Annotated in this window: 24 protein-coding genes, 2 tRNA genes and 2 other RNA genes; 14 read left to right on the forward strand and 14 right to left on the reverse strand. The window is 54.3% G+C overall.

The window, feature by feature from the left end:
- Nucleotides 1–42: 42 nt before the first annotated feature.
- The gene (gene tdk / locus IFU29_RS02440; protein WP_191932511.1) at nucleotides 43–669 is read right to left on the reverse strand and encodes a thymidine kinase; all 627 of its coding nucleotides are present in this window, start codon (nucleotides 667–669) and stop codon (nucleotides 43–45) included.
- 365 nt (nucleotides 670–1,034) lie between these two features.
- On the opposite strand from tdk, the gene hns reads away from it, so the two are divergent.
- Nucleotides 1,035–1,442 (forward strand): histone-like nucleoid-structuring protein H-NS, encoded by a 408-nt coding sequence (hns, locus tag IFU29_RS02445; RefSeq protein ID WP_191933099.1) that lies wholly within the window; start codon nucleotides 1,035–1,037, stop codon nucleotides 1,440–1,442.
- A 135-nt stretch (nucleotides 1,443–1,577) separates the two neighbouring features.
- Here the strand turns inward: hns and IFU29_RS02450 are convergent, their stop codons facing one another.
- From IFU29_RS02450 to rssA, 5 genes are all read right to left on the reverse strand, one after another.
- Nucleotides 1,578–2,585: an NAD-dependent epimerase gene (locus tag IFU29_RS02450; RefSeq protein ID WP_191932512.1), complete on the reverse strand. Its 1,008-nt coding sequence runs from the start codon at nucleotides 2,583–2,585 to the stop codon at nucleotides 1,578–1,580.
- Nucleotides 2,586–2,599: 14 nt separating this feature from the next.
- The gene (locus IFU29_RS02455; RefSeq protein ID WP_062743115.1) at nucleotides 2,600–3,940 is read right to left on the reverse strand and encodes a UDP-glucose dehydrogenase family protein; all 1,341 of its coding nucleotides are present in this window, start codon (nucleotides 3,938–3,940) and stop codon (nucleotides 2,600–2,602) included.
- Between the two features lie 26 nt (nucleotides 3,941–3,966).
- On the reverse strand, nucleotides 3,967–4,875 hold the full coding sequence (gene galU / locus IFU29_RS02460) for a UTP--glucose-1-phosphate uridylyltransferase GalU (RefSeq protein ID WP_062743114.1): 909 nt from the start codon (nucleotides 4,873–4,875) through the stop codon (nucleotides 3,967–3,969).
- A 195-nt stretch (nucleotides 4,876–5,070) separates the two neighbouring features.
- Nucleotides 5,071–6,084 (reverse strand): two-component system response regulator RssB, encoded by a 1,014-nt coding sequence (gene rssB, locus IFU29_RS02465; RefSeq protein WP_191932513.1) that lies wholly within the window; start codon nucleotides 6,082–6,084, stop codon nucleotides 5,071–5,073.
- Nucleotides 6,085–6,179: 95 nt separating this feature from the next.
- Entirely contained in the window at nucleotides 6,180–7,088 is a 909-nt protein-coding gene (gene rssA / locus IFU29_RS02470) for a patatin-like phospholipase RssA (RefSeq protein ID WP_191932514.1), read from the reverse strand.
- Nucleotides 7,089–7,195: 107 nt separating this feature from the next.
- On the opposite strand from rssA, the gene IFU29_RS02475 reads away from it, so the two are divergent.
- The 7 genes from IFU29_RS02475 (at nucleotide 7,196) to xthA (ending at nucleotide 10,268) form a co-directional block, all read left to right on the forward strand.
- Nucleotides 7,196–7,654, forward strand: a complete 459-nt coding sequence (locus IFU29_RS02475; protein ID WP_191932515.1) for a YchJ family protein — start codon at nucleotides 7,196–7,198, stop codon at nucleotides 7,652–7,654.
- A gap of 42 nt (nucleotides 7,655–7,696) precedes the next feature.
- A complete protein-coding gene (gene purU, locus IFU29_RS02480) occupies nucleotides 7,697–8,545 on the forward strand; it encodes a formyltetrahydrofolate deformylase (protein WP_191932516.1) in 849 nt (282 codons plus the stop codon).
- A 145-nt stretch (nucleotides 8,546–8,690) separates the two neighbouring features.
- Nucleotides 8,691–8,775 (forward strand) — tRNA-Tyr (locus IFU29_RS02485).
- Nucleotides 8,776–8,838: 63 nt separating this feature from the next.
- Nucleotides 8,839–8,923, forward strand: a tRNA-Tyr gene (locus IFU29_RS02490).
- Between the two features lie 40 nt (nucleotides 8,924–8,963).
- Nucleotides 8,964–9,094: non-coding RNA, RtT sRNA (locus tag IFU29_RS02495), on the forward strand.
- Between the two features lie 39 nt (nucleotides 9,095–9,133).
- Nucleotides 9,134–9,264: non-coding RNA, RtT sRNA (locus tag IFU29_RS02500), on the forward strand.
- Between the two features lie 191 nt (nucleotides 9,265–9,455).
- The gene (xthA, locus tag IFU29_RS02505; RefSeq protein WP_191932517.1) at nucleotides 9,456–10,268 is read left to right on the forward strand and encodes an exodeoxyribonuclease III; all 813 of its coding nucleotides are present in this window, start codon (nucleotides 9,456–9,458) and stop codon (nucleotides 10,266–10,268) included.
- 51 nt (nucleotides 10,269–10,319) lie between these two features.
- Here the strand turns inward: xthA and IFU29_RS02510 are convergent, their stop codons facing one another.
- The 4 genes from IFU29_RS02510 to IFU29_RS02525 are packed head-to-tail and all read right to left on the reverse strand — an operon-like array spanning nucleotide 10,320 to nucleotide 14,186.
- Nucleotides 10,320–10,637: a DUF1496 domain-containing protein gene (locus IFU29_RS02510; RefSeq protein WP_191933100.1), complete on the reverse strand. Its 318-nt coding sequence runs from the start codon at nucleotides 10,635–10,637 to the stop codon at nucleotides 10,320–10,322.
- Complete coding sequence (locus IFU29_RS02515) at nucleotides 10,637–12,559, reverse strand: DNA topoisomerase III (protein ID WP_191932518.1); 1,923 nt, start codon at nucleotides 12,557–12,559, stop codon at nucleotides 10,637–10,639. Before IFU29_RS02515 ends, IFU29_RS02510 begins: the two co-directional genes overlap by 1 nt.
- A gap of 17 nt (nucleotides 12,560–12,576) precedes the next feature.
- Complete coding sequence (gene selD / locus IFU29_RS02520) at nucleotides 12,577–13,623, reverse strand: selenide, water dikinase SelD (RefSeq protein WP_191932519.1); 1,047 nt, start codon at nucleotides 13,621–13,623, stop codon at nucleotides 12,577–12,579.
- An 11-nt stretch (nucleotides 13,624–13,634) separates the two neighbouring features.
- Nucleotides 13,635–14,186 carry an NAD(P)H nitroreductase gene (locus tag IFU29_RS02525; protein WP_191932520.1) on the reverse strand — a complete coding sequence of 184 codons (552 nt, stop codon included), beginning with the start codon at nucleotides 14,184–14,186 and terminating at the stop codon, nucleotides 13,635–13,637.
- 193 nt (nucleotides 14,187–14,379) lie between these two features.
- Between IFU29_RS02525 and sppA the strand changes: the two genes are divergently transcribed.
- From sppA to pncA, 3 genes are all read left to right on the forward strand, one after another.
- Nucleotides 14,380–16,236 (forward strand): signal peptide peptidase SppA, encoded by a 1,857-nt coding sequence (gene sppA, locus IFU29_RS02530; RefSeq protein WP_191932521.1) that lies wholly within the window; start codon nucleotides 14,380–14,382, stop codon nucleotides 16,234–16,236.
- Nucleotides 16,237–16,338: 102 nt separating this feature from the next.
- Nucleotides 16,339–17,352 carry an asparaginase gene (gene ansA, locus IFU29_RS02535; protein WP_191932522.1) on the forward strand — a complete coding sequence of 338 codons (1,014 nt, stop codon included), beginning with the start codon at nucleotides 16,339–16,341 and terminating at the stop codon, nucleotides 17,350–17,352.
- A gap of 2 nt (nucleotides 17,353–17,354) precedes the next feature.
- Nucleotides 17,355–17,978 (forward strand): bifunctional nicotinamidase/pyrazinamidase, encoded by a 624-nt coding sequence (gene pncA, locus IFU29_RS02540; protein ID WP_191932523.1) that lies wholly within the window; start codon nucleotides 17,355–17,357, stop codon nucleotides 17,976–17,978.
- A gap of 64 nt (nucleotides 17,979–18,042) precedes the next feature.
- Here pncA and IFU29_RS02545 read toward each other — a convergent pair whose 3' ends face one another.
- Nucleotides 18,043–18,321, reverse strand: coding sequence for a YeaC family protein (locus IFU29_RS02545; RefSeq protein ID WP_191932524.1), 279 nt, complete (start codon nucleotides 18,319–18,321; stop codon nucleotides 18,043–18,045).
- Nucleotides 18,322–18,329: 8 nt separating this feature from the next.
- The gene (gene msrB / locus IFU29_RS02550; RefSeq protein ID WP_191932525.1) at nucleotides 18,330–18,740 is read right to left on the reverse strand and encodes a peptide-methionine (R)-S-oxide reductase MsrB; all 411 of its coding nucleotides are present in this window, start codon (nucleotides 18,738–18,740) and stop codon (nucleotides 18,330–18,332) included.
- A 341-nt stretch (nucleotides 18,741–19,081) separates the two neighbouring features.
- Between msrB and gapA the strand changes: the two genes are divergently transcribed.
- Nucleotides 19,082–20,077 carry a glyceraldehyde-3-phosphate dehydrogenase gene (gapA, locus tag IFU29_RS02555; RefSeq protein WP_191932526.1) on the forward strand — a complete coding sequence of 332 codons (996 nt, stop codon included), beginning with the start codon at nucleotides 19,082–19,084 and terminating at the stop codon, nucleotides 20,075–20,077.
- 73 nt (nucleotides 20,078–20,150) lie between these two features.
- On the forward strand, nucleotides 20,151–21,029 hold the full coding sequence (locus IFU29_RS02560) for a D-hexose-6-phosphate mutarotase (RefSeq protein WP_191933101.1): 879 nt from the start codon (nucleotides 20,151–20,153) through the stop codon (nucleotides 21,027–21,029).
- A gap of 40 nt (nucleotides 21,030–21,069) precedes the next feature.
- Here the strand turns inward: IFU29_RS02560 and IFU29_RS02565 are convergent, their stop codons facing one another.
- Together IFU29_RS02565 and IFU29_RS02570 are read right to left on the reverse strand one after the other, a co-directional pair.
- The gene (locus tag IFU29_RS02565; RefSeq protein ID WP_191932527.1) at nucleotides 21,070–21,921 is read right to left on the reverse strand and encodes an aldo/keto reductase; all 852 of its coding nucleotides are present in this window, start codon (nucleotides 21,919–21,921) and stop codon (nucleotides 21,070–21,072) included.
- An 83-nt stretch (nucleotides 21,922–22,004) separates the two neighbouring features.
- A complete protein-coding gene (locus tag IFU29_RS02570) occupies nucleotides 22,005–22,754 on the reverse strand; it encodes a MipA/OmpV family protein (RefSeq protein ID WP_191932528.1) in 750 nt (249 codons plus the stop codon).
- Between the two features lie 428 nt (nucleotides 22,755–23,182).
- On the opposite strand from IFU29_RS02570, the gene yeaG reads away from it, so the two are divergent.
- Nucleotides 23,183–25,117 (forward strand): protein kinase YeaG, encoded by a 1,935-nt coding sequence (yeaG, locus tag IFU29_RS02575; RefSeq protein ID WP_191932529.1) that lies wholly within the window; start codon nucleotides 23,183–23,185, stop codon nucleotides 25,115–25,117.
- Nucleotides 25,118–25,134: the final 17 nt, after the last annotated feature.

Raw genomic sequence — 25,134 nt, forward strand, 5'->3', positions numbered from 1 at the left:
GATAGACACGCTGCTCACTTACCTTCCTGCTGGTGTATATCGTCAGTTGCCGGACGTCAGGTGGCGGTGACCGAAAATAGCCGTCATCGCACCACTGTTTAACGCTTCGTAATAATGTTTACGACACACCGAGACGTAGCGCTCATTGCCGCCAATTTGCACCTGCTCCCCTTCTTCGAAGGGTTTTCCACTTTCATCCAGGCGTAATACCATACTGGCCTTTCTTCCGCAGTGGCAGATGGTTTTTAATTCTACCAGCTTATCGGACCATGCCAGCAGGTACTGACTTCCGGTAAACAGTTCACCACGAAAATCCGTACGCAAGCCATAACAGAGTACCGGGATATCTAAATGATCCACCACCTCTGAAAGCGCCCTAACCTGGTCGCGGGTTAAAAACTGACTTTCATCTACCAGCACACAGTGAACCGGTTCCATCTGATGCTCTTTGCTTATCTCCGCATACAATGACGTCGCGGTATTATACAATTTTGCTGGTGATGAAAGGCCAATTCTTGAGCTGACTTTGCCTGCACCGAAGCGGTTATCAATTTCTGCGGTATACACCAGCGTGCGCATTCCGCGCTCATGATAATTATAAGAAGATTGCAGTAATGCCGTAGACTTACCGGCATTCATGGCAGAGTAATAGAAATAAAGTTGAGCCACCCGCCCTACTCCAAAAGTCATCAAAGAGGAGCGCAGTGTATCATAAAGTAAGGGAATGAAAGCCTTTCACCGGGAGAGAATATCTGGCTGGAACAGCAAAAACAGCGTCTTTCTTTAGCAGACCTTTACACCATGTTAACTATTAATCAGTACCAGCCGACGGTAGCATTGACGCAGTCGACATGCTCGGCGATGGGCATTATTTTCATCCCTTCCTCCTATTAACGCATCAAATTCACCCATTCGTTTAGACGCTATTACCTGATTCGATTTTCTTACAAAATTATCTATTGCAGTTCGTAATGGCGAACACTATTATTATCAGGCAGAAACATCCCTATCAATATAAATTAGAGAATTGGACAATGAGCGAAGCACTTAAAATCCTGAACAACATCCGCACACTGCGTGCTCAGGCAAGAGAATGCAGCCTGGAAACGCTGGAAGAAATGCTGGAAAAACTGGAAGTTGTTGTCAACGAACGCCGCGAAGAAGATAGCCAGGCTCAGGCAGAAGTTGAAGAGCGTACCCGCAAACTTCAGCAGTATCGCGATATGCTTATCGCTGATGGTATCGACCCTAACGAATTACTTTCTACTCTGGCAGCGGCTAAAGCACCGGGTAAAGCCAAGCGTGCAGCACGTCCTGCTAAATATTCTTACATTGATGAGAATGGCGAAAGTAAGACCTGGACAGGCCAGGGCCGCACGCCTGCTGTGATTAAAAAAGCGATTGAAGAGCAAGGCAAGAAACTGGAAGACTTTCTGCTGTAATTCTGCTCAGGGTCCTTCTCTACTACCCCATAATTAAATGGGGTTTTTTTGGTCCTATTTTTACGTTGTCGTTACCAGGTAAGATTAAAAAAGGGAGCCATCTGGCTCCCTTTTTTCTGCCCTCTGCGCGGACGATTAAACCTTATAGAAGTCTTTGTACCACGCAACGAAGCGTGCCACGCCCGCTTCCACAGAGGTTTGCGGTTTAAAACCGATGACTTTATACAGCGCCGATGTATCGGCACTGGTTTCCATCACATCGCCAGGCTGCATCGGCAGCATATTCTTTTCGGCCACCTGGCCAAGGGCACTTTCCAGCGACTCAATATAGGCCATCAGCGTAACCGGCTGGCTGTTGCCGATATTATAAACCCGATAAGGCGCTGAGCTGGTCGCCGGGCTGCCGCTTTCCACCGTCCACTCTTTATCTGCCTGAGGAATGACATCCTGCAGGCGAACTATAGCCTCGGCGATGTCGTCAATATAGGTAAAGTCGCGGCGCATCTGGCCATGGTTATAAACGTCGATTTTTTCACCGGCAATTATCGCGCGGGTGAATTTAAACAACGCCATATCCGGACGCCCCCACGGGCCATAGACAGTAAAGAAACGTAAGCCTGTGGTGGGAATACCGTACAGATGGGAATAAGTATGGGACATCAGCTCATTGGCTTTCTTCGTCGCCGCGTAAAGGGATACCGGATGGTCTACTGAGTCGTCCGTAGAGAATGGCATTTTACGGTTGAGCCCATATACCGAACTGGAAGAAGCATACAGCAGATGTTCCACCTGATTATGTCGGCACCCTTCCAGGATATTAAGGTGGCCAATCAGATTGGCATCAGCGTAAGCCAGCGGGTTTTCCAGCGAATAACGGACCCCCGCCTGAGCGGCAAGGTGGATAACGCGCTGAAAGCGCTGAGAGCGGAATAGTTCAGCAATGCCTTCACGATCGGCCAGGTCGCCTTTCACAAAGGTAAAATCAGGGTGGGGGTTAATCAGATCAAGACGTGCAGTCTTAAGGTTAACATCGTAATAATCATTCAGGTTGTCGAGACCGACAACCTGGTGACCGGCGGCAAGCAGACGTTGAGTGACATGAAAGCCAATAAATCCTGCTGCGCCGGTGACCAGATATTTCATACTGCCCTCGTTAATTATGCAATGTTAAGAGATGCTCCGCGGCCGATTGCATAATAAACAAAACCGCGTTTGCTGATTCTTTCTGGATCATACAGGTTACGACCATCAAAAATCACGGGTTCTTTAAGCGCATTTTTAATCACATCAAAATCAGGGGCGCGGAAATTCTGCCATTCAGTACAAATGACCAGACCATCAGCCCCCTGAAGCGCTGCTTCTTTGGTTCCCATCAGCTTAAGGTCGCTGCGGTGCCCATAGATGCGCTGTGCTTCATCCATTGCTTCCGGATCAAACGCCTGAACCGTCGCGCCAGCCTGCCAGAGTGCTTCCATCAGCACACGGCTGGAGGCTTCACGCATATCATCGGTATTTGGCTTAAAGGACAGGCCCCACACGGCAAAGGTTTTGCCCTGCAGGTTGTCGCCAAAATGACGCTTGATAAAGGTCGGCAGCTTGTTCTTCTGCGAGTCGTTAACGTCTTCCACAGCCTGCAACAGACGCGGCTTGTAGCCAATCTGCTCTGCCGTACGGATCAGTGCCTGCACGTCTTTCGGGAAGCAGGAGCCACCGTAGCCGCAGCCAGGATAGATAAACGAGTAGCCAATACGTGAATCTGACCCAATACCCTGACGCACTTTCTCTACGTCTGCACCCAGGCGCTCTGCCAGGTTAGAGATTTCGTTCATAAAGCTGATCTTTGTCGCCAGCATGCAGTTAGCCGCATACTTGGTCAGTTCAGCACTACGAATATCCATCAGGATCATACGGTCGTGATTGCGGTTGAACGGCTCATACAGCTCACGCAGCAGCTCAACCACTTCGTCGTTATCAGTACCGATAACGATACGCTCAGGACGCATACAGTCGCTGACCGCAGCCCCCTCTTTCAGGAATTCCGGGTTAGAAACCACATCAAAAGTCAGCGCTTCACCACGCTCCTTCAGTGTTTCTTCCATTACCTTGCGAACCCGATCGGCCGTTCCAACAGGAACCGTCGACTTGTCCAGCACCACTTTGTGGTCTTTCATGTGCTGCGCGATGGTACGCGCAACCGCTGTGACATATTTCAGGTCAGCCGAACCATCTTCATCCGGTGGTGTGCCGACAGCAATAAACTGCATAACACCATGGTTAACGCCATCTTCAGCGTTGGTAGAGAACTTAAGGCGACCTGCCTCATAGTTCTGCATCACCAGCGGCGTCAGGCCCGGTTCAAAAATAGGAATGATCCCTTTCTTCAGATTCTCGACTTTATTTTCGTCGACATCGATGCAAAGAACGTCATGTCCGACTTCGGCCAGAACCGCAGCCTGAACCAGACCAACATAGCCGATACCAAATACGGTGACTTTCATTGAATTGTCCCGGTTAGAAATTAAACTTACTTTTTATTATTAACGGTGCTTTCAAGCCAGGCTTTGAAATCGCTGCCCAGCGTGTTGTGACGCACACCGTACTCAACGAAGGCCTGCATATAGCCCAGTTTGTTACCACAGTCGTGGCTGATCCCTTTAAGGTGATAAGCTTCCACTGTCTCTTTTTCCATCAGCATCGCAATCGAGTCGGTCAGCTGAATTTCGTCACCGGCACCTGGAGGCGTTTTCGCCAGCAGTGGCCAGATATCGGCAGACAGAATGTAACGACCGACCACCGCGAGGTTCGAAGGCGCTTTGTCTGCTTTTGGTTTCTCTACCACACCAACCATTGGTGCGCTGTCGCCTGGCTTCAGTTCAGCACCCTGGCAGTCAACGACACCATAGGCGGTCACATCAGCAACAGGCTCTACCATGATCTGGCTGTGACCCGTTTCGTCAAAACGCTTCATCATTTCTGCCAGGTTATCTTTCGACAGGTCCGATTCGTATTCGTCGATGATCACATCGGGCAGAATAACCGCAACGGGTTCATTGCCAATCACTGGCCAGGCACACATAACCGCATGGCCAAGGCCTTTCGCCAGGCCCTGACGCACCTGCATGATGGTCACATGCGGTGGGCAGATAGACTGGATTTCTTCCAGCAGCTGGCGCTTAACGCGTTTTTCCAGCATGGCTTCCAGCTCAAAACTGGTATCGAAGTGGTTTTCAATGGAGTTTTTAGAAGAGTGCGTAACCAGCACAATTTCATTGATCCCTGCTGCGATACACTCGTTTACGACATACTGAATCAGCGGCTTATCAACCAGTGGCAGCATCTCTTTTGGAATTGCCTTGGTGGCAGGTAACATACGCGTTCCCAAACCAGCAACTGGGATTACCGCTTTTTTTACTTTGGACTTATAGGCAGACATCAAAGTACCTCTCTTTAGGCCGTTCAAGTTATTACTTGATATGTCGAGTTAAAATAACGAAGTGAGTATACCAGTGGAACCCACGCGGATTTATCCTGGATAAACCTTTTCTGCATAAATTAAGACTATTACCCAATTGTAAAGGTTATCCGTGGCCCTGTCAGTCAGGGCCAGATGGAAAGTCTTCGGCAGTGGTCATTCTGACGACAACATCAGGCGCAGCCGCCCTCCGGCACCCCATACCTGACATTGCCAGGCATCACACCGCTGACTGATCTGGTTAAGATGCGTGCTGCCCAGCGTGCCCAGCGGAACGCCATTGCTCAACTGAATTTGATGGGAATGGATATTAAGAGTGGCGTTTAAACCAGCAGAAACCAGAATCAGATTTTTTAAACCCTGATGATAATACCCTACCAGCAGTGGGAACTGCCCTTTCAGATTCGCCTGACGCAGCAGAAGGTTGACCTGTTTCAGCAGTGCGCCGAGCTCAGGCAGCCTTGTGCCCTGCCCCGAAAGCTGTTCCTGCAACAGCCCATTGAACAGGGCCCGCAGCAGCAAGGCGGCCAGAACCCCGTTATCCCCCGCCCGGGTAACATCCAGGCAGTAGAAGGCCAGATCTTTCTCCGACAGAGCCGCCACGTCCAGCACCAGTCCCGGCTGTTCAGCCATGGTCAGCTGACGGTAGTTCACCCGGCAGTGGGCGATGGTCTGCTGAACAGGCGGCTGTAGCTCTTTCAGCAATTTCGCCGCCGACTGAGGATCGTTAACCAGTGCATCCCAGTCCTGGAACAGCTGTTCGTCTTCCTCCACCTTAGAGGTAAACATCGACGGATAAAGGCACTCAAATACCGCTTCACGCAGCCGGCCCAGGTCTTTCACCGGCTTCAGCAGCACATCCTGCACACCGATACGCAGCACATTGGCAATATCCGACATATTTTCCGTGGCGGAGATCACCAGGATCGGCAGCGTGCCGCCCCGGCTGCGAATATGTTCAACCAGCTGGATGCCGCCCATTCGCGGCATCGCCAGATCGCAAATCATCAGATCGGGCTGGCTGCGGCTCATGGTTTCGAGCGCGTGAATACCGTCATCTGCCAGACTGACTACAGCTCCGAGGGCTGTTAGAAAATTATCCAGCAGGGAACGGAAAACGATTTCGTCCTCAACGATGAGAATATGTTTTCCGCTTAATGGTTTTTCCATTGTGTCCCCCTGCATAACAGATACCTCAATAGTGGTCTATAAACGCCCTTTGCGCCTCTCAGAATTGACTGAAGTAGCATGCTTAATCGACCACGCTATTGTCTGTCACGCACCAGCGGTAACAGTTCGTCCATTTTTTTCTCAACGGATAGTCTCCCCGCTTCAATCGCTTCCTCTGCCCGATGAAAATCCAGGGTGGAAATTTGCGGGCAGAATGGCTGTATCAGAACATCAGGAGGGTCACCCGCCATGCGATTACGCTTAAGCCGGTTTTCCAGGACCTGGATGGATGTAGACATGATTTCCATGGCACCGGGCGTGTAATTCATTTTACGCGGTTTAAAGCGCCCGATACGCTGCCGCAGGCGACCACTCCAGCTATCGGTGGGCAGCTGGGTATCCGGGCCGGCAGGCTCCGGCGTCACGGAAAACAAGTCCTGTTGCATTAGATGAGCGTCATGCTGCAGATCGACGGCAATAACAATGTCTGCGCCGAGCGCACGCGTCAGAGAGACAGGAACCGGATTGACCACCGCACCGTCCACCAGCCAGTAGCCATTCCAGTTTACCGGTGCCAGCAGGCCTGGCATACTGCAGGAAGCACGCACCGCCTGATGAATATCCCCTTCCGTCAGCCACAGTTCACGACCGGTGCTGAGGTTAGTGGCGACGGCCCCAAAAGGAAGAGAGCACTGCTCGATAGTGTCGCATGCCATCAGGCTGCGGACATGGCTGAAAACACGTTCGCCGCGAAGTAATCCCCCGCGCTGCCAGGAAAAGTCCATTAATCGGATCACCTGCCAGTAGCTGAAAGACCGGACCCAGCGCTCCATCAACGGTAAACGTTGATTCGCATAAGCGGCGCCAACCAACGCGCCCACCGAACAACCCGCCACGACGTCAATACGTATGCCGGCGCGCTCCAGCGCGTTAATTACCCCAATATGGGCCCATCCTTTGGCTGCTCCCGATCCCAGCGCAAGCCCGATCTTTACCTGTCTCATTCCACCTCTGGCCAGTACTCAACGATCAAAATGGCATCACCGCGTCTCCCCGGTTATCATGACGCCTGAATCTCATTTTACCTGTTATAAAAACTTCCGGAGTCAACGTGTCTGAACATTGTCCGTGCGGTAGCGGATTGCAGTATAGCCTATGTTGCGAGCCGTATCTAAACGGGAGCACACTCCCGGCCACGCCAGAAGCCCTGATGCGCTCTCGCTACAGTGCTTATGTAAAGCAGGATACACCTTATCTGGTGGCAACCTGGCATCCCTCCTGTCACGCACAGCACTTTGCCACAAGTATTGAAGAGAGCTATGCCAGTACCCAGTGGCGCGGATTAACCCTTCTTTCAATGGAAACCGTGCCGGAAAGTAACGTGGGTTATGTGACGTTTTTTGCGCGTTTTACGGAAAATGGCCGCGAAAGTTTCATTCATGAACGTTCGCGCTTTCTTCAGGAGGAGCAACGCTGGTACTATATTGACGGAACCTTCCCGCCAGTCGGGCGTAATGACCCGTGCCCCTGTGGCTCTGGCAAAAAATACAAGAAATGCTGTGGTCAGTAGTGACCTGGATTTCCCATCTGTATCGACAGGATTACCATCGCAATGCAAGCGCAAACACTGCAACGTAAAGTTTTACGCACCATCTGCCCGGATGCTAAAGGGCTGATCGCCAAAATTACTAATATTTGCTACAAACACGAACTGAACATTGTGCAAAACAATGAGTTCGTTGATCACCGTACCGGGCGTTTCTTTATGCGTACCGAGCTGGAAGGTATTTTTAACGACGGTACGCTGCTTGCTGACCTTGACAGCGCGCTGCCTGCGGGCTCTGTTCGAGAGCTGCAGCCGGCGGGTCGTCGCCGCATTGTTATTCTGGTCACCAAAGAGGCACACTGCCTGGGCGACCTGCTGATGAAGAGCGCGTACGGCGGTCTGGACGTGGAGATTGCAGCGGTTATCGGTAACCACGATACGCTGCGCACCCTGGTCGAACGCTTTGATATACCTTTCGTTCTGGTCAGCCACGAGGGGTTAACCCGCGATGAGCATGACACGAATATGGCGGCGGAAATTGACCGCTATCAGCCTGACTACGTGGTGCTGGCTAAATATATGCGCGTACTGACGCCGGGCTTTGTCCAGCGTTATCCGAATCAGATCATCAACATTCACCACTCATTCCTGCCGGCCTTTATCGGCGCACGCCCCTACCATCAGGCGTATGAGCGCGGCGTGAAGATCATCGGCGCGACCGCGCATTATGTGAATGATAATCTGGATGAAGGTCCGATTATTATGCAGGACGTGATCCACGTCGATCACACCTATACCGCAGAAGATATGATGCGTGCCGGCCGTGACGTTGAGAAGAATGCCCTGAGCCGCGCGCTTTATCAGGTACTGGCACAGCGCGTCTTTGTTTACGGTAACCGCACCATCATTCTGTAAGCCGGATGATGCTGTTTTGTCTGACAAAACAGCATCCCGGGCAAAAAAACGGCAAACACGCTGCTTTATACAAAACGGGGCTTTACAGCGTCACTTCATTTGATATGATGCGCCCCGCTTAACAAGCAGAGTGAGTAAGGCCAGTGGTGGGGTTCCCGAGCGGCCAAAGGGAGCAGACTGTAAATCTGCCGTCATCGACTTCGAAGGTTCGAATCCTTCCCCCACCACCATTTTCAGACTGTTTTTATATGAAAATGTGCCTCACGCTTTGCATTGGTTAACACGCTTCCCCTGGTGGGGTTCCCGAGCGGCCAAAGGGAGCAGACTGTAAATCTGCCGTCATCGACTTCGAAGGTTCGAATCCTTCCCCCACCACCATCTTCATTACTCCCTGAATTCACTGACTTATCCTGCCCCCCTCATTTTCCCGATGGGAAGGATGAGAACCTTCGACACGAAGGTTTGTGCCGAACGCAGTGAGACAACGCCAGTCATGGCGGCCCGCAGGGCAAGGCGCGCAGCGACGCAGTCATCCTTCCCCCACCACCATCTTCATTACTCCCTGAATTCACTGACTTATCCTGCCCCCTCATTTTCCCGATAGGAAGGATGAGAAGCTTCGACACGAAGGTTTGTGCCGAACGCAGTGAGACAACGCCAGTCATGGCGGCCCGCAGGGCAAGGCGCGCAGCGACGCAGTCATCCTTCCCCCACCACCATCTTCATTACTCCCTGAATTCACTGACTTATCCTGCACCCTCATTTTCCCGATGGGAAGGATGAGAAGCTTCGACACGAAGGTTTGTGCCGAACGCAGTGAGACACTGCCTTCTGTCACAGCACTATTTCTCTCTCCGTCTGAAACCTGCTACCATTCCGGCCTCTTTATTCACGCAAAATGGCCTGCGCTATGAAATTTCTTTCTTTTAATATCAACGGGCTGCGTGCTCGTCCGCATCAGCTTGAAGCGATTGTTGAGCAGCACCAGCCGGACGTCATCGGCCTGCAGGAAACAAAAGTACATGACGATATGTTCCCGCTTGAGGACGTGGCTAAACTGGGCTATCACGTCTTTTATCACGGACAGAAAGGCCACTACGGCGTCGCACTGATGACCAAAGCAGAGCCTGTCGCCGTGCGCCGGGGTTTTGATGGTGATGATGAAGAGGCCCAGCGGCGGATGATTATGGCAGACATCCAGACCCCTTCAGGGATCGTCACCGTACTGAATGGTTATTTCCCCCAGGGAGAAAGCCGCGACCATCCGACAAAATTCCCGGCGAAAGAGAAATTCTATCGCGATCTGCAAAATTACCTCGAACAGCAGCAGAATGCCGGCAATCAGGTATTGATCATGGGTGATATGAATATCAGCAGCACCGACCTGGATATTGGTATCGGTGAAGATAGCCGTAAGCGCTGGCTGCGCACCGGAAAGTGCTCTTTCCTGCCGGAAGAGCGCGAGTGGATGGACAGGCTGATGAACTGGGGTCTGGTCGATACCTGGCGCGCCCAGAACCCGGATGTCAACGACCGGTTCTCGTGGTTTGACTACCGTTCAAAAGGCTTTGATGACAATCGCGGACTGCGTATTGACCTGGTGCTGGCCAGCAGGCCGCTGGCAGAGCGCTGTGTTGCCACCGGGATTGACTATGCGATCCGCAGCATGGAAAAACCGTCCGACCATGCGCCGATCTGGGCTGAATTCAACCTGTCATCCTGACCGGTAAGCGTCGGGACGGGAAAGCAGAGTCGCCCTTCCCGACGCACACCGCTATTTTACAATACGCCAGATAAGGTTATTGGTGCCCAGCGATCTTTCGTCACGCACGCACTGCAGGAGCATCCCCTCACTTTTCAGCACGGCCCCTTCGGTATAGCTGCGGTTCTCAAAGGTGCAGCAGCGCTGACAGGCGGGTGCACTGTCGCGACTGCCCTGCGTCCAGACTTCCGGTGGCATGTCCACCACCACGTCAGCGTTACCGCCGCCGCCGTATTGACCACTTCCGCCGTGACCGTTACTGATATAACGCTCTGCCAGCGACGGGGCGCTGACGGCACACAGCAGCAGCATAGCCAGATGCACTCTCATCACTCATTTTCCTTCTCTTTCGCCGCCTTGCGTCGCGGCTTTTTCGCTTTGTTCGTGGCCGGAGCAGGCAGGCCCCGGAATGCGTGCGCAGCTGGCTGCTGCCGCGCCTGGTGGATCAGACTGTGCAGGGTTTCCACCAGCGGGAACATAAAGTCCTGATAGCGGCACTGCTTTTCACTGATTTTGGTCAGGGTCGACTCCCACTGCGCCGTCATATCCGGGCGCGCGGCCATCTCAGGCAGTGAATGAATTAACGCGCGCCCCGCCGGACTGGAGTGAATATAGCGCCCCTTTTTATACAGGAAGGTGCGCTTAAACAGCAGCTCGATGATCCCGGCACGCGTCGCCTCAGTCCCTAAACCATCGGTCGCACGCAGCACTTTCTTTAGATCTTTATCCTGAACAAAGCGTGCGATACCGGTCATGGCTGACAGCAGCGTAGCGTCAGTGAAGGGACGCGGTGGCTGCGTTTGCTTCTCCATCACTTCCCCGCGTTCGCACAGCAGCTCATCGTCTTTCTTCACTACCGGCAGCGGCGTGCCGTCATTCTCTTCATCGCGCTCTTTGCTGCCCAGCAGCGCACGCCACCCGGCTTCAGCAAGAAAACGTGCCTTTGCGACAAACTTACCGCCGGCAATATCCAGCTCAATCACGCATTTGCGGTACACCGCGTCCGGACAGAACTGCATCAGATACTGCGTGGCAATCAGCCGGTAAATTTGCCGTTCATTATCGGACAGATTCACCCGACTGCTGCGGGCAGTGGGCACAATCGCATGGTGGGCGTCGACCTTTTTATCGTCCCAGCAGCGGTTCTTCTGGTCGCTGTTGAAATCTGCCGGCGGGGTCAGATCCGGCTGGTGGATGTTGATGGCATTCAGTACCGCCTGACGTCCGGCAAAGTGCTCATCCGGCAGATAGCGGCTGTCAGAACGCGGATAGGTGATCAGCTTATGGGTTTCATAAAGACGCTGGCAGGTGTCCAGCACCGTCTGCGCACTCAGGCCGAAACGCTTCCCCGCCTCAATCTGTAATGCCGACAGGGAGAAAGGCAGCGGCGCCGTGTCATTTTCCCGTTTGTCGTTGTAGCTGGTGACCCGCGCAGGCTGACCGCCGATACGCGCCACCACGTGGTCGGCCAGGGTGCGATGAAGCAGACGCCCTTCTTCATCCTGATAAGGCTCACAGGCGTCACTGGGCTGCCATAGCGCCACAAAACGCTCGTCCTTCGGGGTGACGATATGTGCTTTAACTTCAAAAAAATCTTTGGCGACGAAATTTTCGATCTCTTCATCACGACGCACGACCAGCCCGAGTACCGGCGTCTGCACGCGGCCGACCGACAACACACCATCGTAGCCTGCATTACGACCCAGCAGCGTATAGGCGCGGGTCATATTAATACCGTACAGCCAGTCGGCGCGGGATCTAGCCAGGGCAGAGACACAGAGCGGAATAAATTCACGGTTTTCACGCAGGCGATCGATCGCCCGCTCGACGGCCTGCGGGTTAAGATCGTTGATCAGACAGCGCTGCACCTGCGCCCGCTTTTCGGCGGGCAGTGTCAGGTAGTCCAGCACTTCATCGACCAGCAGCTGGCCTTCGCGATCCGGGTCACCGGCGTGTACCACGATGCTCGCCTGCGCCAGCAGCCCTTTGATGACGTTTAGCTGTTTCGCCACGGAGGGGCGCGGCTGTAACTGCCATTTTTCCGGCACAATCGGCAGGTCGGCCAGCGACCAGCGGGCAAAGCGGCTGTTATAACTGTCGGGCTGTGCCTGTTCCAGCAGGTGCCCCACACACCAGGTCACCACCTGGTCCGTGCCACAGGCAATATAACCATCGCCACGACGGTGGGGTTTTGGCAGGACATCCGCAATAGCACGGGCAAGACTGGGTTTCTCGGCAATAAACAAACGCATCCGGGGGTAAATCCTGCTCAGGGTTTGACTTCAATAATGGCCCTTCCGGCCTGCGCCGTCAGGAGTTCGCCAATGGGTGTAAGCGAAATAGCGTACGCGGTGGCGATCGCCTCCACCTCTGCCTCTGAACCGGGCAGCACTGCCAGCAGCAGGCCGCCGGAGGTTTGCGGATCACACAGCAGCTGGCGCTGTGCGTCGCTCATCGTTCCCACCAGATGGCCATAGCTGGCAAAGTTGCGTTCTGTCCCACCCGGGACGCAGCCCAGGGCAATGTACTCGTCTACTCCCGACAGGCGCGGGATGGCGCTGAACCAGAGATTAGCGTGCAGACCCGCACCCTGGCACATCTCGCTCAGATGCCCCAGCAGCCCGAAGCCGGTCACGTCGGTCATCGCGCTGACCCCCGCTGCCGGGGCAAACGCCGCGCCCACCTGATTAAGCTGGCACATGGTCTCCGTGGCCAGCCCGGCATGTTCAGGCCGCAGTAACGCTTTTTTCTCGGCGGTGGTCAGCACGCCGATGCCGAGCGGCTTGGTGAGATACAGACGGCATCCTGGCTGGGCCTCACTGTTACGCTTGACCTGGTCAGTGGCCACGATCCCCGTCACGGCCAGCCCGAAAATCGGCTCCGGTGCGTCGATGGAGTGCCCGCCCGCCAGGCTGATACCCGCCTGCTCACAAACGCTGCGTCCACCCTCAATCACCCTGCGGGCAATCTCCGGGGCCAGGACGTTGACCGGCCAGCCGAGAATGGCAATGGCCATAATCGGTTTGCCGCCCATCGCCCAGATATCACTGATAGCGTTGGTGGCGGCAATCCGGCCGAAATCGAAGGGATCGTCGACGATCGGCATAAAAAAATCGGTGGTGCTGACCACCGCCGTTCCGTTACCGAGGTCATAAACGGCGGCATCGTCACGGGTCTCATTCCCCACCAGCAGGCGAGGATCGTGACGCAGGGGGTGATCGCTGTGCAGAATAGTGTCCAGCACCCGGGGGGATATTTTACAACCGCAGCCGGCTCCGTGGCTGTACTGCGTCAGACGAAGAGGTTTTTCGTTCATCTTTCCATTACTCAGAAATAGCTGACAAATGGCGCAGTGTCGGTCGGCAAAACATTTGTCGAAGATTTAAGCTGCGGTGTACCAAGATAAAGAAAGCCCACGATGGCATCCTGCGGGCGGCAGTGAAAGGCCTGACGCACGGCGTCATTTTCTGTCCAGGCCCCCGTTCGCCAGATACCGTTAAACCCCTGGGCGGCTGCCGCCATCTGCATCGCCATGACAGCACAACCGGCAGAAACAACCTGCTCCCAGCGCGGCACCTTGTGATGCTCTTCGCAGTGCGCCACCACGGTAATGATCATCGGTGCGCGAAACGGTGCCTGTCGGGCTTTCTCAATGGCTTTATCGTCCAGTTGGCCGTCACGGGACACTTTTTCCAGCAGCGCACTAAAGCGATCGCGCCCTTCCTCTTCGATAACAATAAAGCGCCACGGCTGCAGCGTGCCGTGGTCGGGAGCACGCAGTCCTGCACGCAGAATGTTTTCCAGTACCTCACCTGCCGGGGCTGGCGCGGCCAGACGGGATGCAGAACGACGGTTGACCAGCAATTCCAGAGCGTCCATTACTTCCTCCTGATAATGATCGGTATCCCGCAGAAACTAGCACAGGATGATGTTTTGTTACAGCATTGCACTTTTTCCTGCTGACAATTACGCCACTGCTAATTAGGATGTGGTGTATTACTGCCCGGTTTAGCGGTTACGTTGTCAGCGACACGCACCGCGCCGGGCATTTCATTGCGATTATGGAGAGTTTATGCGCGTCTTGTGGCGAATTATCGCTAATATTTTCAAGTGGACATGGCGGGTGCTGAATTTTGTACGCGAATTTATTCTTAACCTTTTCCTCGTTCTGCTGATCCTCGTCGGGGCCGGGATCTGGTTGCAGTTTAACAGTGCGAACACCCCGGCCGACGTGCAGAAAGGGGCACTGACGGTTGATCTCAGCGGTGTGGTGGTGGACAAACCCTCCGTCAGCAACACCATGAGTAAACTGGGCCGTCAGCTTCTGGGGTCCAGCAGCGACCGCCTGAAAGAAAATTCGCTGTTTGACGTGGTGGATGCCATTCGTCAGGCAAAGGGCGATGCAAAAATCACCGGCATGGTGCTGGATTTGCGTAATTTCGCCGGGGCCGATCAGCCTTCGTTACAGTATATCGGTAAGGCGTTGCGCGAGTTCCGCGACAGCGGTAAACCCATTTACGCCACCGGTGACAGCTACACTCAGGCGCAATATTATCTGGCCAGCTTTGCCAGTAAGATTTACCTCTCGCCTCAGGGAACGGTAGATCTGCACGGTTTCGCCACCAACGGCCTTTACTATAAAACCCTGCTGGACAAACTGAAGGTCAGCTCACACGTGTTCCGCGTTGGCACCTATAAATCGGCGGTAGAGCCGTTCCTGCGTGACGATATGTCACCAGCGGCGCGCGATGCCGACAGCCGCTGGGTCGGCGAGCTGTGGCAGAACTATGTGAATACACTGGCGGCAAACCGTCAGATCACCGCTGATCAGGTGTTCCCGGGGGCCCAGGGCGTCCTTGATGCTCTGAATAAAGTTGGCGGCGACACGGCGCAGTATGCGAAGGACAGCAAGCTGGTGGACGAACTGGCTTCACCATCGGTGGTCGATCAGCAACTGGTGAAAACCTTCGGCTGGGACAAGCAGGCGAAGGATTATAACGGCACCAGCATTTATGATTATCCGCTGAAAAATGCGCCGACGACTGACGGTAATGTGGCAGTGATCACCGCTAACGGTGCCATTATGGACGGTGAAGAAACGCCAGGGAGCGTCGGCAGCGATACCACCGCGCTTGAGATCCGCGATGCCCGTCTGGATCCGAAAATCAAAGCGATTGTATTCCGCGTCAACAGCCCGGGCGGTAGCGTGACCGCCTCTGAGATGATTCGTGAAGAGTTGGCCGCAGCAAAAGCCGCCGGTAAGCCGGTGGTCGTGTCTATGGGCGGCATGGCAGCTTCAGGCGGCTACTGGGTGTCGACGCCGGCGAACTACATTATCGCCAGCCCGAATACCCTGACCGGCTCTATCGGGATCTTCGGCGTGATCAACACCGTGGAAAACTCACTGGATGCGATTGGCGTACACACCGACGGTGTGGCCACCTCACCGCTGGCTGACGTTGCCAGTACCAAGGCGCTGCCGCCGGAAGTCCAGCAGATGATGCAGTTAACCATTGAAAACGGGTATAAAAACTTTATTGGCCTGGTGGCGAAGTCGCGTAATAAAACCCCGGAACAGATTGACCAGATCGCGCAGGGTCACGTCTGGACCGGCAGTGATGCCAAAGCCAACGGCCTGGTGGATGCGCTGGGTGATTTCGACGATGCCGTGGCGAAAGCCAAAGAGCTGGCGAAGCTGAATGACGTGCAGCTGGACTGGTATCAGACCGAGCCCGGCCTGTTGGAAGTGCTGTTCAGTCAGGTCGATGCTTCGGCACATGCGGTCCTGCCTGACGCACTGAAGGCCTACCTTCCTGCGCCGATGCTGGACGTGATGAACGCCATGAAAGCGCAGCCAGGACTGATGGGACAGCTGAATGACCCGCAGAACCGCTATGCCTTCTGCCTGACATGCGGTAACGTCAAGTAGATGTGACCCGGTTCACTAATCAGCCCGACGCCATCTGGTCGGGCTGCTTTTCCCCCGCTTTCCCCTTATACTGCGCCTTTTTGGCAAGTCCCGAGTTTACTAATGCAAAAGAAATCCATTTATGTCGCCTATACGGGCGGAACGATCGGTATGCAGCGCTCCGAGCACGGTTTTATCCCGGTGTCCGGGCACCTGCAACGCCAGCTGGCAAATATGCCTGAGTTTCACCGGCCGGAAATGCCTGATTTCACTATCCATGAATACCAGCCGCTGATTGACTCCTCGGATATGACGCCGCAGGACTGGCAATCGATTGCTGATGACATTCGCCTGAATTACGACCATTACGACGGCTTTGTCATTTTACACGGCACCGATACCATGGCCTTCACCGCCTCGGCGCTGTCTTTTATGCTGGAAAACCTGGCCAAGCCGGTCATCGTGACCGGATCCCAGATCCCCCTTGAGCAGTTGCGCTCCGACGGTCAGCAAAATCTGCTTAACTCACTGTTCGTTGCGGCTAACTATCCGATCAATGAAGTGACGCTGTTCTTCAATAACACCCTTTACCGTGGCAACCGCACTACCAAGGCGCATGCTGACGGTTTTAATGCTTTTGCTTCCCCTAACCTGCCACCGCTGCTGGAAGCCGGTATCCACATTCGTCGTCTGAATACGCCGCCCGCACCGGCAGGCCAGGGGGCACTGATTGTCCACCCCATCACGCCGCAGCCCATTGGCGTGGTGACCATTTATCCGGGGATCTCTGCTGAAGTGGTGCGTAACTTCCTGCAACAGCCGGTTAAGGCCCTGATCCTGCGCTCCTACGGCGTCGGCAATGCCCCGCAGAATAAAGCGTTTCTGCAGGAGCTGAAAGCCGCGTCGGAGCGCGGCATTGTCGTGATCAATCTGACCCAGTGTATGTCGGGTAAGGTCAACATGGGCGGCTACGCCACCGGTAACGCACTGGCACATGCCGGGGTGGTGAGCGGGGCTGACCTGACCGTGGAGGCGACGCTGACCAAACTGCACTTCCTCCTCAGTCAGGATCTGTCCACGGACGACATTCGCCAGCTGATGACGCAGAACCTGCGCGGCGAACTGACCCAGGACTGATCATGTATGACCGCCAGGCGCTGTTATTAATCGATTTACAGAATGATTTCTGCCCCGGCGGCGCGCTGGCGGTAAGTGAGGGCGATCAGACTATCGCCCCCGCTAATGCGCTGGCCGCCGCGTTCCACCAGCGCGGGGAGCCGGTGATTGCCACCCTCGACTGGCACCCGGCAGATCACGGGAGTTTTGCCAGCAATGCGGGTACGCAGCCGGGTACGCTGGGCGAGCTGCACGGTCTGCCGCAGGTGTGGTGGCCGGATCACTGCGTTCAGCACAGCGCGGGAGCCGAACTGCATCCCGGGCTCGATCGGTCACGGCTGACGTTCCAGGTGCGTAAAGGCGAGGATCCGCACATCGACAGCTACAGCGCCTTTTACGATAACGGGCATCGCCAGCAAACGGTGCTGCACGAATGGCTACAGGCGCGGGGGATCACCGCACTGACCGTCATGGGGCTGGCCACCGACTACTGCGTGAAATACAGCGTGCTGGACGCTCTGATGCTGGGCTACCGGGTTAGGGTCGTCAGCGCTGGCTGTCGCGGGGTTAACTTGCAGAAAAATGACAGTGAACGGGCGCTGGCAGAAATGGCGCAGGCCGGGGCCAGCCTCATTCAGGACGGATAAAAACGGGGCACAGTGTCGCTGGCCCCGACTGAGGCATGATGCAAATTATTCCTGCAGGAATAATTTATTGCAGCTTGATACGCGTTACGGCATCGTCGGGGATCCCGAAGGCTTCTTTCAGCTGTTTTTTACTCTTTGTCACGATCTCTCCGCCTTTCGCAATGCTCATATGTTGCGGATTGTCGTTATGACGGGCCTGCCACAGCATCACCAGCTGCAGGCTGTTCTCTTTCTGCTCCGGGGTCAGAGCCACGCCATCCCCCCACTTGCCCGTTTCCACAGCCGTCACCAGACGCTGATAGACTTCCGGCGTCATACTGGCAATCATCTCTTCCAGTTCCATCGTGCCTCCTACCCCTGGGTACTGTGGCCGTCGTCGTCGGTGAAGCTCAACGAGGCGGAGTTGACGCAGAAACGTTCACCGGTCGGCTGCGGGCCATCCGGGAAAACATGACCAAGGTGCGAATCGCAGCTCCCGCAACGAATTTCAATACGTTGCATACCGTGGGTGTCATCTTCCAGGTAGCGAATGGCCTCGTCACTGTAGGGCTGGTAAAAGCTTGGCCAGCCACAGCCAGAGTCATATTTCGTTTCAGAAAGGAACAGCGGCGCCTGACACACCAGGCAATGGTAGATGCCTTCGTTTTTGTTGTGCAGCAGTTTTCCTGAGTACGGCGGTTCGGTTCCCCGCTGCTGGGTCACGTAGCGCTGCATCTCAGTTAACTCATTTTCGGGTGAGGAAGGTGTATTATCTTTAGCCATGCTAGACTCTCTGGCAGTGTTATTCTGGAAATATCGGTTAGTATTCTAACAAATACTTAACAAGATCAGGTGAATTTTTCGCATCGTCAGCACAGGGTGATCCAGTCTGCACTCATTTTGTGACGCAGATCACCCTTTAGCGTGCTGCCCCCTTTATATTCGGGCAACATGCCCCAAGATCAATGCTGTTCGTGCATCAAGAATAAGGTTTCGCGTTGAATAATTCCTGTTCGACAGTTTGATTTGTCGCAACAATTGACACGATTCCGCTTGACGCCTGGTATGGTTTTTGTAATTTTACAGCCAACCTTTTATTCACTATCAACAAGCTGGTGGAATATATGACTATCAAAGTAGGTATCAACGGTTTTGGCCGTATCGGTCGCATCGTTTTCCGTGCTGCTCAGGAACGTTCTGATGTAGAAATCGTTGCAATCAACGATCTGCTGGACGCAGAGTACATGGCTTACATGCTGAAATACGACTCAACTCACGGCCGTTTCAATGGCACCGTGGAAGTCAAAGACGGCCATCTGGTTGTTAACGGCAAAACCATCCGTGTTACCGCTGAGCGCGACCCGGCTAACCTGAAGTGGGATGCAGTAGGCGTGGATGTGGTTGCAGAAGCAACCGGCATCTTCCTGACCGACGAAACTGCACGTAAACACATCGAAGCGGGCGCGAAGAAAGTTGTTCTGACCGGTCCATCTAAAGATGACACCCCAATGTTCGTTATGGGTGTAAACCACAAGTCTTACGCTGGCCAGGATATCGTGTCTAACGCCTCCTGTACCACCAACTGCCTGGCACCGCTGGCAAAAGTAATCAACGACAACTTCGGTATCGTTGAAGCACTGATGACCACCGTGCATGCGACAACAGCGACTCAGAAAACCGTTGATGGCCCGTCTCACAAAGACTGGCGCGGCGGCCGCGGCGCATCTCAGAACATCATCCCTTCTTCTACCGGTGCAGCTAAAGCGGTAGGTAAAGTGATCCCTGAACTGAACGGCAAACTGACCGGTATGGCGTTCCGCGTTCCTACCCCTAACGTTTCTGTTGTTGACCTGACTGCACGTCTGGCTAAACCGGCTTCTTACAAAGAAATCTGTGCTGTCATTAAAGCGGCTGCTGAAGGCGAAATGAAAGGCGTTCTGGGCTACACCGAAGACGAAGTGGTTTCTACCGATTTCAACGGTGAAACACTGACTTCTATCTTCGATGCTAAAGCCGGTATCGCACTGAGCGACACCTTCGTTAAACTGGTTTCCTGGTACGATAACGAAACTGGCTACTCCAACAAGGTCCTGGACCTGGTTGCACACATCGCTAAATAAGCGACGTGGAACGATGATGATGAGGGCGACAATGTCGCCCTTTTTTTATGGTTAAATTTCAGAAGGCTGAATGATGAACGAGACACTTTTTTCACTGCCGGTGATTAACCAGATTACCCCTTACCTCTCCCAGCGTCAGGTGGGCGACCTGCCCGTGGTAGTGGTCGTGCATCCCAAAGTGCGTGCCGCGGTGACGCTGCAGGGTGCGCAGCTGATCGCCTGGCAGCCTGCCGGTGAAAAACCCGTTATCTGGTTAAGCGAAAAAACGGCGTGGACGCCGGGCAAGGCTATTCGCGGCGGTGTGCCGATCTGCTGGCCGTGGTTCGGGCCCGCCGGTGAGCCGGCACATGGCTTTGCCCGCACGCTGCCGTGGACCTTAACGGCGCATGATGAAAATGAGAGCAGCGTAATGCTGACCTTTGAATTAAAAAGCAGTGAACAGAGCCGGAAACTGTGGCCACACGATTTCACGCTTCTTGCCCGCTTCCGCCTGGGGGACCGCTGTGAGATCGAACTGGAAGCGCACGGAGACTTTGAAGCCACCGCCGCTCTGCACAGTTATTTTGCCGTGGCTGACATTGCAGGGGTGGAAGTCAGCGGCCTGGGGCAGAGCTACATCGACAAGGTGAATAACGGCATCACCGGCACCGCTGTGGACGGCAAACAGACCTACCCGCAGCGTATCGACCGCATCTATACGCAGCCGTCAGACTGCAGCGTCATTGAGGATAAGGCCGGACAGCGGGTCATCGAAGTCCATCACCATTACCAAAGTGACGTTGTCACATGGAACCCGGGTGCAGAACTTTCCTGCAGCATGGGAGACATGGCGAATGAAGGCTTTAAAACGATGGTCTGCGTTGAAACCGCACACGTCAGTAAGCCGATGATCAGTGCAGGTGAACAACCCGCCCGCCTGGCGACCACCTTCCGCGTGCGTAACCGCCGCTGAGGATCCGGTCAGGAGCCCCCGCCGGGGGCTCCCTGCCGCTTCAGACCACGTCAAGTGGCAGCTTTGAAGCGGGAGGTGGAAAAGCCTGATTGATCAGCGCCAGCTCCTCATTGCTCAGTGACACGTCCAGCGCGGCGGCATTGTCTTCCACGTGTGCGATGCTGCCCGCCTTGGGGATCGCCATCACCCCTTCTTTACGGATTGCCCATGCCAGCAGCAGGCGGGCGACGCTGATGTCCTTCTGCCTCGCAATGCCGACCAGCGGCGGGTGATTCATCAGCTCAGTGCGCAGTCGCCCCGCCTGCGCCAGCGGACAGTAAGCCATTACCGGCATCGCCAGCCGCTGGCACTCGGGCAGTAAATCGTACTCAATCCCCCGGGAGGCCAAATGGTAAAGCACCTGATTGGTCGCACAACGCCCGCCGCCCTCCAGGGCGAGTAACTCCTGCAGATCGTCAGTATCAAAATTCGACACGCCCCAGCGGCGGATCTTACCCTGCCGCTGCAGAACTATCATGGCGCGTATTGTCTCTTCCAGCGGAATATTACCGCGCCAGTGCAGCAGGTACAGGTCGAGATAATCGGTGTTCAGGCGCTTCAGGCTCTGCTCACACGCCTCCACTGCATCGTCCACGCCGGCATTCCACGGGTAAACCTTAGACACCACAAACGCACGATCCCGACGCCCTTCGAGCGCTTTGCCGACCACGCGTTCTGCACCCCCGTCCGCGTACATTTCAGCAGTATCAATCAGCGTCAGTCCCCGTTCCAGACCGGCCTGCAGTGCAGCGATTTCATGGCGTTGCTGACCCGGATCTTCTCCCATAAACCAGGTTCCCTGACCTATAGCAGGTAAAACGGTCCCATCGGCAAAGGTGATTTTGCGGCTCACTGGTTTCTCCTTGCACGGTTTTGGCGCAGTTCATCTGGCAAAAAGGGCGCAAAGCGCCCTTTTATGGTGCAGACTGGCTGGCATCAGAAGGTATAACTGACCCCGGTCCACAGCAGCATCTGAGAGCTGGTGTCGACCATCGGGCTGTCTTTGATCTCATCGCCCAGGCGACTGTAGCGGCCGGCCAGCGTGGCATTCCAGTGTTCGCTGATATTCCAGCCGGCGGTCAGTTCAACATACGGGCTCCAGCTGCTGTCTGCATCGTAGCGATCCAGTCCGCTGCGGCGCGATTCCGCAGACGAGATACCGTAGTAATAGTTATTCTGATTAGAACTGCTCCACAGCGCACCGATACCCGGCGTCAGGCTGAACTGGCTGAATTCGAAGCGATAGAGATAGGTCAGGTCCCAGATAATGCCGTTGCTGTTATCCAGCATATCCCCTACCAGCGTAGTGCGGACAATCCCCCAGTCGGCACTGTGACGGTAAGCGACACCGCCCATCAGGGTCATATGCCGTTTATTCAGCGACTTCATGTCACTGTCGTCCGCATCGTCTGGATCGTAGTTTTGCGGTGAGCCCAGCACGGTCAGAGACAGCTGGTCCTGCGGATCTTTCCACAGATAGTAACCCGCCTGCAGACTGCGGATATAGAAGCTGTCGCCTTCATAGTTAACGATGGGCACGGGATAGTAACGGTCCTGCCCGCTTTTATAAGGGCTCTGACTGTAAAGCAGAGACGCGCCCAGCGTCAGCGGGTTGGCCTGTGCGAGTGGCGCAGCAAAACAGGCAGGTAAAAGAACAGTAAGCGCTGTAAGTTTGAATTGGTTCACAATTTATTCATTCCATTAATATAACAATCAACTGATCAGTTTAAACAGTATGGGCGGACAGAGTCATAAATTTACATGATTAGTAGCACATATCATCAATTATCCGACACATTCCCAATTGTAATGGGCAGGGTTGTTTTACAAAAGTCTGTCAGCCCGCGTCAGACAAGGCCTTTGTTTTGCCGCTTTATGACTTTGTTATTGAAATTTCATTGAAAATGGCAGACCCGTCAGGAAATTTCCTGAATGCGATCTACGCTTAATTATAAGACGCTAAATTCCAACGAGTAGAGTGAGCGGCAATGTTATCCCGCCCGATAAAACCGTCAGGTTGGCATAAGGGTTGCTGTACTCACTTAAGTTCCTTCAGGGGCTGACTCTTCTTAGGCTCCTGGTACCTGTGCTAAAAAAGAAAGGACGGGCATCCCATGAATATATTCGATCACTACCGTCAGCGCTATGAAGCTGCCAAGGACGAAGAGTTCACACTGCAGGAATTTCTGACCATTTGTCGTCAGGATCGCAGTGCCTACGCCAACGCGGCGGAACGACTGTTAATGGCTATTGGTGAGCCAGTGATGGTGGATACCGCCCTGGAGCCACGACTTTCCCGACTGTTTTCAAACCGAGTGGTCGCCCGTTATCCGGCTTTTGAAGAATTTTATGGTATGGAAGATGCGATTGAGCAGATTGTCTCCTACCTGAAACACGCAGCACAGGGACTGGAAGAGAAGAAACAGATCCTCTACCTTCTGGGACCGGTGGGCGGCGGGAAGTCTTCCCTCGCTGAACGTCTCAAATCCCTGATGCAACGCGTACCGATTTATGTGCTGACGGCGGACGGTGAGCGCAGCCCGGTCAACGACCATCCGCTGTGCCTGTTTAATCCGCAGGAAGATGCCCATATTCTGGAAAAAGAGTACGGCGTACCGCGCCGCTACCTGGGTACCATCATGTCGCCGTGGGCGGCAAAGCGCCTGCATGATTTTGGCGGCGATATCACCCGCTTTAAAGTCGTCAAAGTCTGGCCTTCCATTCTGGAACAGGTGGCCATAGCCAAAACTGAACCCGGGGATGAGAATAACCAGGATATCTCTGCGCTGGTGGGGAAAGTGGATATCCGTAAGCTGGAAAATCACGCTCAGAACGATCCGGATGCCTATGGCTATTCAGGCGCGCTGTGCCGGGCCAACCAGGGCATTATGGAGTTTGTGGAAATGTTTAAGGCACCGATTAAGGTGCTGCATCCCCTGCTGACCGCCACGCAGGAAGGGAACTACAACGGGACGGAGGGGATCTCTGCCCTGCCGTTCAACGGTATTATCCTTGCCCACTCTAACGAATCTGAATGGGTGACCTTCCGCAATAACAAAAACAATGAGGCCTTCCTTGACCGTGTTTACATTGTCAAAGTCCCTTACTGCCTGCGGGTCTCGGAAGAGATTAAGATTTACGACAAACTGCTGGTGAACAGCGAGTTGACGCACGCACCGTGTGCGCCAGGCACGCTGGAAACCCTGGCACGGTTCTCAATTCTTTCACGCCTGAAAGAGCCGGAAAACTCCAGCACCTATTCGAAGATGCGCGTCTATGACGGGGAGAGCCTGAAAGATACCGATCCTAAGTCGAAATCCTATCAGGAGTACCGTGACTATGCGGGCGTGGACGAAGGAATGAACGGTTTATCCACGCGCTTTGCCTTTAAAATACTTTCCCGCGTGTTTAACTTTGATCACGCGGAAGTGGCAGCCAACCCGGTACACCTGTTTTATGTACTGGAACAGCAGATCGACCGCGAACAGTTCCCTCAGGAACAGGCTGAGAAGTATCTTGAACATCTGAAAGGCTACCTGATCCCGAAATACGCTGAGTTTATCGGCAAGGAGATCCAGACGGCTTACCTGGAGTCTTATTCCGAGTATGGTCAGAATATTTTCGACCGCTACGTCACATACGCTGACTTCTGGATCCAGGATCAGGAATACCGCGACCCGGATACCGGCCAGCTGTTTGATCGTGAGTCCCTGAATGCGGAGCTGGAGAAAATTGAAAAACCGGCGGGGATCAGTAACCCGAAAGATTTCCGTAATGAGATCGTCAACTTCGTGCTACGCGCCCGGGCACATAATAACGGGCGGAATCCGAACTGGACCAGCTATGAAAAACTCCGCACCGTGATCGAGAAGAAAATGTTCTCGAATACCGAGGAGCTGCTGCCGGTTATCTCCTTTAACGCAAAAACATCCACGGATGAGCAGAAAAAACACGACGATTTTGTCGACCGCATGATGGAGAAAGGCTACACCCGCAAACAGGTTCGCCTGCTGTGTGAATGGTATTTGCGCGTTAGAAAATCATCCTGATTCGGAAGTCGCACCCA

It is taken from the genome of Erwinia persicina, from assembly GCF_014838825.1.
Taxonomy (GTDB): Bacteria; Pseudomonadota; Gammaproteobacteria; order Enterobacterales; family Enterobacteriaceae; genus Erwinia; species Erwinia persicina_A.